Origin of the sequence: Niastella sp. (assembly GCF_045805085.1) — a bacterium.
Lineage (GTDB): Bacteria > Bacteroidota > Bacteroidia > Chitinophagales > Chitinophagaceae > Niastella.
Map to the genome: position 1 here is coordinate 1 of NZ_JBJMLX010000365.1, position 6,654 is coordinate 6,654.

The window sequence follows — 6,654 nt, forward strand, 5'->3', positions numbered from 1 at the left end:
TAACAAATGAAAACTCTTTATCGCCATAATGCAAGCGGTATTTTTCTAATGGTAAAGCACCCCAGCTGGTCACACAACCCATCCCCATTTGAATTTTATCGATACAGATATTTGTATAGTTTACCTGAGGGATCAACAACCCATGCCGCTGGTGTTTCTCCATACCATCATCCAGGGATTCGATTGCATAATGCAGGGCTGACATGGAAAGAGTGGTATCACTATAAAACCTGATCCCTTCGCCTCCCCTGTTCACCTGCTGCCACCATCTGATATCGGTTTTTGTTCCGGTTTCCTGCGGGCGGATATACGGGTAATATTGCTCATTTACAGTTTGCCTGTATACACCAATATTCGACGCATTGTTCCTATCGCTATAATTTTCAAAGGGCCCTCTTCCATAATATATTATCTGATCGGCATCGGAAGGCATTTGTAATTGCATTCCAAATCGGAACATATCGGGTATTTTGGCTTCTTTATCTGCCTGCATTCGCTGGGTTATCTTTATTTTCCCCTCATTTGTAATTTGATAGGTCAGAAAAAGCCTGGCGGAAACCCCGGCCATTTCATAGGCGGCATTTACTGTTATTAATCCATCGGTTAATTTTTTTTCGAGCGATGTCAGCTTTAACTCAGGTTGTTTCCAGACATTATATTTCACCTGCAGGCTGGCGCCAAAATCATTATCTGTTGGGGCGCGCCAGAAATTAGGGACCAGTTGCGATCTTTCATTGATCAGCGAACTGCGTCCCACGTTATATTTGCAAAGGAAGCCGTTATGTTTATTGAACTCTATATCTACTTTATCATTTTTAATGATCAGGAAATTCCTGTCGTTCTCCATTACTGACGGCGATGTTATTTCGCTGTTCACCATAACCGCATTCTGCAATGTCTGTTTTTCAAAGGTATATGGACGTATGGTTAACTGTTGCTGAGCAACAACAGACCCAACAGGTAATAAAGGTTCTGTCTTTTTCAGTTTGAAACGAATGTTCAATAACAATTCTGCATTCCCTGAAATATTTTCAAGCGAATAATCCAGTTTAACGGGTTTTGTTTGCTGAGGTTGAACATTCAGGTCCTGCACAGTTCCTGATTGCAGCATTTCGCCATTGACCAACAAGTCCCATTCCAGGTAACAGTTGTCCAGGTCACGGAAAAAATTTTCGTTGTATACATTTACGTCCCCTTTATTAAGATCAGCCGGGCTTGTCCAGATAGACTGATAGAAATAGCTTACTTCATGCATATGCGGATTGAGCACCCGGTCGGGGCCAATGAGACCGTTATCCAGAAAGTTTTTGTCAGACACATCATAGGGGTTAAAATCACCGCCATACGCATAATATTGATTGCCGTTTGCATCTTTTCTTCTCAACGACTGGTCAACAAAGTCCCAGATAAAACCACCCTGATATTTTGGATATTTTCGAACCAGGTCCCAGTATTCTTTAAACCCACCTTCTGAATTACCCATAGCATGCGCATATTCGCATTGAATAAGTGGTTTGGGGTTTGCACTTTCACAATAGCGTTCACAACCATCGTACGGCAAATACATAGGGCAATAAATATCAGTGAAGTCGTTCGTCCCGGCCTGCTCATATTGAACTGGCCGTGAGGCATCTTCGTTTTTGAGCCACCGGTAGCAGTTTTCAAAATTAGGCCCAAATCCGGCCTCATTTCCCATTGACCAGATTATAATTGCAGGATGATTGAAATTGCGTTGCACATTCCGCTGGTTGCGTTCCAGGTGGGCTTTTGTGAACAGCGGATTTTTTGCCAGCGTTTTCTCACCATATCCCATTCCATGCGATTCAATATTGGCTTCGGCGACCATATAGATCCCGTATTTATCGCAGAGGTCGTACCATAAATTATTATCGGGATAGTGGCAGGTACGCACCGCATTGATATGATTTTCTTTCATGATCCTGATGTCCTGCAACATGCGTTCGGGTGAAAGATAATAGCCGTTATCAGGGTCCATTTCATGGCGGTTGACGCCTTTAATAAGTATCGGTTTACCATTTACCAGGAGTTGCCCGTTTGTTATTTCAACTTTACGGAAACCCACTTTTACTGGAATAACTTCGAGGGTTTTATCCTTGTCTTTCAGGGTAGCAATAAGTGAATATAAATGAGGGGTTTCAGCAGTCCATTTTAACGGATCGCTGATACTGATAGAAACAGTCTGTGAACCGGCGCCCTGCACGGATGCGGTTCCTGCAACTGTTCCATTTTCATCCAACAGTTTCAGGTATGCATTGCCTCCACCTGGCAGGGTGAGTGCGACCTTTAGTTTTGCATCTTTATACCGGGCATCCAGTTCGGTAGATGAACGAATGTCTGCAATATGTTTGGGGCCATGTGCATATAAAAAGCAATCCCTGCCAACACCTGATAAGCGCCAGAAATCCTGATCTTCCAGGTATGACCCGTCGCACCAGCGAAAAACCTGGAAAGCAAATAGATTTTTACCGCCGGGTTTCAGGTATTTAGTGATATCGAATTCCGCTTCCAGTTTACTGTCTTCGCTATACCCTACCAGCTGCCCGTTCACCCACAGGTACATGTTGGAAGTAACGGACCCAAAATGGGCGATAATTTCTTTCCCTTTCCAGTCCGCGGGAATGGTGATCTCTTTTCTGTAGGATCCTACATGGTTATTTTCTTCGGGAACAATGGGCGGGTTGTTCGCAACCTGGTTGCTCCAGGGATAGGCAATGTTGGTGTACATCGGATCGCCAAACCCATTCACCTCCCAGATACCAGGCACAGGCATGGCTGACCATCCTTTATCATTAAAATCATTTTTAAAGAAATCCAGCGGGCGCATACCGGCATCTTTTACCCAGTTAAACTTCCAGGAACCGTTCAGGGTTAGAAAATTGGTGGAGTTTTCTTTAACACCCAGCAATGCCTTGCTTTCGCTTTCGTAAGCAAAATAATTGGTATGCATGGGCGCACGGTTTATTTCATTGAGGTTAGGATCGAGCCATTCATCTTTTTGGGCGAAGGCAGCAATGGCAGGAATTGATAATAAAAATAGCAAGGCAATTGTTCTGTAAGTTAACTTGAGTGTCATAACCAACTTTATATTGCGTCAACATAACACTTTTTCGGCATAAAAATCCATTTCACTTTCGAAATTATTTACCACCTTCATCCATGACTTCTTCAAAATGATCCTGCCCGGTCAAAAATTGATCCTAAAGTTGTAGCTTAGTACAACTCATTTCGTCGCACCTTCAAATCGTAATTGCGTACTTCGATATACAAATAAACAACTACAGGTCTTAAGTAAGCAACCTATGATCAAATTTTGTATTGGTTGTAGCGTTTAGTTTTTCATTTTCTTTTTCAGCATGTAACACCAGGCAAAATGGATCGCCTTCTATTGCAGAGAAAATCAATATGTGATAACCTTTATCATCATATAAATAACACCTTAATTATTTAAAAAGGTGGTTGTTTGTTAGTCTAAGCATTGCATTTACTGGTAAATTAAGAGCTTATGAAAAAAATAAAATTCAGTTTATTGCTAACTATAACGACAATGTTGTTGATAGCAGGGTTTACTGCAAAGAGTGCTATCCTTCCACCGGGTGAAACAGGCATTTCTTTTGTCAACAGTGATACCTGCATGATCGATGCATCGCAGGCTGAATTCCAGACCGGCGCGCTGACCAATGTTGAACTAACCTCCAGTCCCGGCGACGTGAAGCTTACAAACAGCACCCCGGAAGCTGCCGATCAGACCAGTTCACCTGCAGCTTTATCCGTTAGCAATAACCTGACTGGAACCACATGGACGGGACAGACTTTCCGTGCCGGCGTTACCGGCAACCTGACAAAGCTCACGGTGGGTCTTGGTCTCTCGTCCGGTACCTCTGGAACAATTACTGTGGAGATCCGCAATCTAAACGGAGCAAATCCTGGAACAACCGTCCTGGCGACGGGCACGTTAGGCCCGGTCACGAACGTTGGTACGGCTGCGCTCTACACGACTACCTTTGCAACCCCCGCGGCGGTGGTCAGCGGAACCAGTTACTCTATTGTTCTCCGGTTGAGCGTTGGCAATACGGTCTTCGGTGTGCGGGGTTATACTGCAGGCGGAAGTTCGCTGGCCAATGGTCAGGTATTCACAACCACCAACAGCGGCACTACGTGGACTGCCATCAATGCTGACCTCTACTTCACGAGCTATGTAACGCCGCCGGTAACATACTTTGGCTCCGGCAATTTAGTCTCCGCAGTGAAGGATGCAAATCCGGCTGTTGGTTTCGCCCCGGTTTGGACAACGTTGACCTGGACGGCAACCACTCCTGCCAGCACGGCCATACAACTCCAGGTAGCGGCAAGCAACAGTAGCAGCGGTCCTTTTAACTTTGTTGGTCCAGACGGCACAGCTTCTACTTTCTTCACCAGTGGAGCATCCCTATCTCGGTTTAACGGCCTCCGTTATTTAAAATACAAGGCCTTCCTTACCTCCGGAGTTACCACCAGTACACCTGTATTGAATGACGTAACTGCCTGCCTTGATTACGTTACTATATTATCAGCAACCATCACATCATCATCCAACGTATCCTGCAATGGCGGTTCTAACGGCTCGGCTACGGTAAGCGCTGCAGGCGGCAGTGCGGGTTACACCTATTCGTGGTCGCCCACTGGAGGAACATCAGCTACTGCTACCAATCTTCCGGCAGACACCTATACTGTAACTGTAACCGATGCCAACCTCTTTACCACAACTGCAACCATTGTTATTACCGAACCATCATTTACACCCGGATCAAGCTATTATTCATTACCCACATCCAATCAAACTGTTATCAAAAATGTAAGCAATACCAACTACGTAACCGGCAGCTGTCAATTGCTTAACACTGTTATGGCTTCTGGAGCCAGCCCTGTTAGCGGTTCTGTTACTAATAAAGTCTGGATCGAAGGAACAGTGCCCACCCAAAACGGACTTCCTTTTGTGCAGCGTCATTACGAAATAACGCCTGCCAGCAACGCATCTACCGCCACAGGCACCATTACATTGTATTTCACACAAACCGATTTCGACAACTTCAATACTGTTGCTGCAAGTTCACTCAAACTGCCGGCCGCCCCTTCTGATAGTGTCGGTAAAGCCAACCTGCGTATAGGTAAATACAGTGGCAGTTCAGCCGACGCGACAGGATTGCCATCTTCCTACAGTAACGGCACAACGGTTATTAATCCTGACGATAATGATATCGTTTGGAATGCTGTTTCAAATTGCTGGGAAGTAACTTTTACTGTTGCTGGCTTTAGTGGTTTTATTGTACAAACAAATCTATTCACCCTTCCTATAACCTGGGTTTCCTTTACAGTAAAAAGACAAGACAAGTCGGCAATATTAAATTGGAGCACTGCTTCAGAACAAAATTCAAAAGATTTTATTGTACAGTATAGTATTGACGGTGTAAGCTGGACTTCAGTAGCCATTCTTTCAGCAGCAGGTAACAGCAGCACCCTTCGCAAGTATACTTATGTGCATAATAATACCTGGAAAGGTTATAACTATTACCGTGTAATACAAACAGATCTGGACGGGAAAATCAGTTATAGTGAAGTGAAAGTAATAAACCTGTCCGAAGATTATGCAGCCTTTACCATACCTGGAAACAGAATAAGTAATGGAGTATTGCAGGTACAGGTTCATAAAACAACAACTATCTCATTTTACGAAGTAAGCGGTAAGCTGCTATGGATAAAACAATTAACACCCGGATTAAAAAGCATAGATGTAAGCAGCTATGCCAAAGGTGTTTACTTATTGAACGCTGATGGGAAAGCTAAAAGGATACTCATACAATAAATAAATGCTGTCTTTGCGCGTGGGTTCGATTAGCATTGTTGTAGTACGTCAAGGACTGAACGCAAAAAACTCGAATTTCCCTAACTTCCCTAAAGCAATTAGATGATGCGGTTTTAAAGGCCTCCCATAGTTCACTCAAGAATGTGAGCCAGCGGCGTGTATTGTGGACAAGATTGGCTTGGAAGTTGCCAACTTTGAAACAACTGTAGCCTTTTATGGTGCACCATAGCTTTATATTGTGCGCCAGTTGCTTCTTTTATTGCGTACCTAGCCTTTTATGACTCATCCAAAGCTAACTTTTCATACAAGTTGCTTACTTTGGTGCATAAGTCGCTATTTATAGCGCATATCTGCGCAACTTCAGATCAATAATTGCTTTTTTTGTCACACAAGTAACCAACTTCAGGTCTTAAGTGATGAACATATGATTGAAAGTTGCCCACTTGTACCCCGAAGTTGGCAACTTACGTACTAAAGTTGGCAACTTACGAGTCATAAAAGGCTATTGATGCAATAGAATAAAGTAAGGGATGCACTATAAAAGGCGAGGGATGGTGCATAAAAAGCTACTGTTGTACCATAAAAGCTAGTGAAGATGCATAAAAAGCTACAGTTGATGCATAAAAGGTAAGATGAGACATGTATCCGCTAAGTGAGATACAAACTCAATATGCAAACAAGAAAACTCCTCGTGCAAAAGGAGAAACTCGAAAATCCATACTTAAAAGGACATAAGCGGTGATCCCTTCGCTTCGCCACTACTGTCTGTCTTGAACAGAATTCGCCCGGTAACA

The 6,654-nt window shown here is 43.7% G+C and carries 2 protein-coding genes; one reads left to right on the plus strand and one right to left on the minus strand.

Annotated features, from left to right (window positions below; genetic code table 11):
• A partial coding sequence (locus tag ACJ751_RS18875) for a glycoside hydrolase family 2 TIM barrel-domain containing protein (RefSeq protein ID WP_407747074.1) occupies positions 1–3,094 on the minus strand: 3,094 nt, incomplete at its 3' end.
• Between the two features lie 429 nt (positions 3,095–3,523).
• Between ACJ751_RS18875 and ACJ751_RS18880 the strand changes: the two genes are divergently transcribed.
• Entirely contained in the window at positions 3,524–5,860 is a 2,337-nt protein-coding gene (locus ACJ751_RS18880; protein WP_407747075.1) for a SprB repeat-containing protein, read from the plus strand.
• Positions 5,861–6,654: the final 794 nt, after the last annotated feature.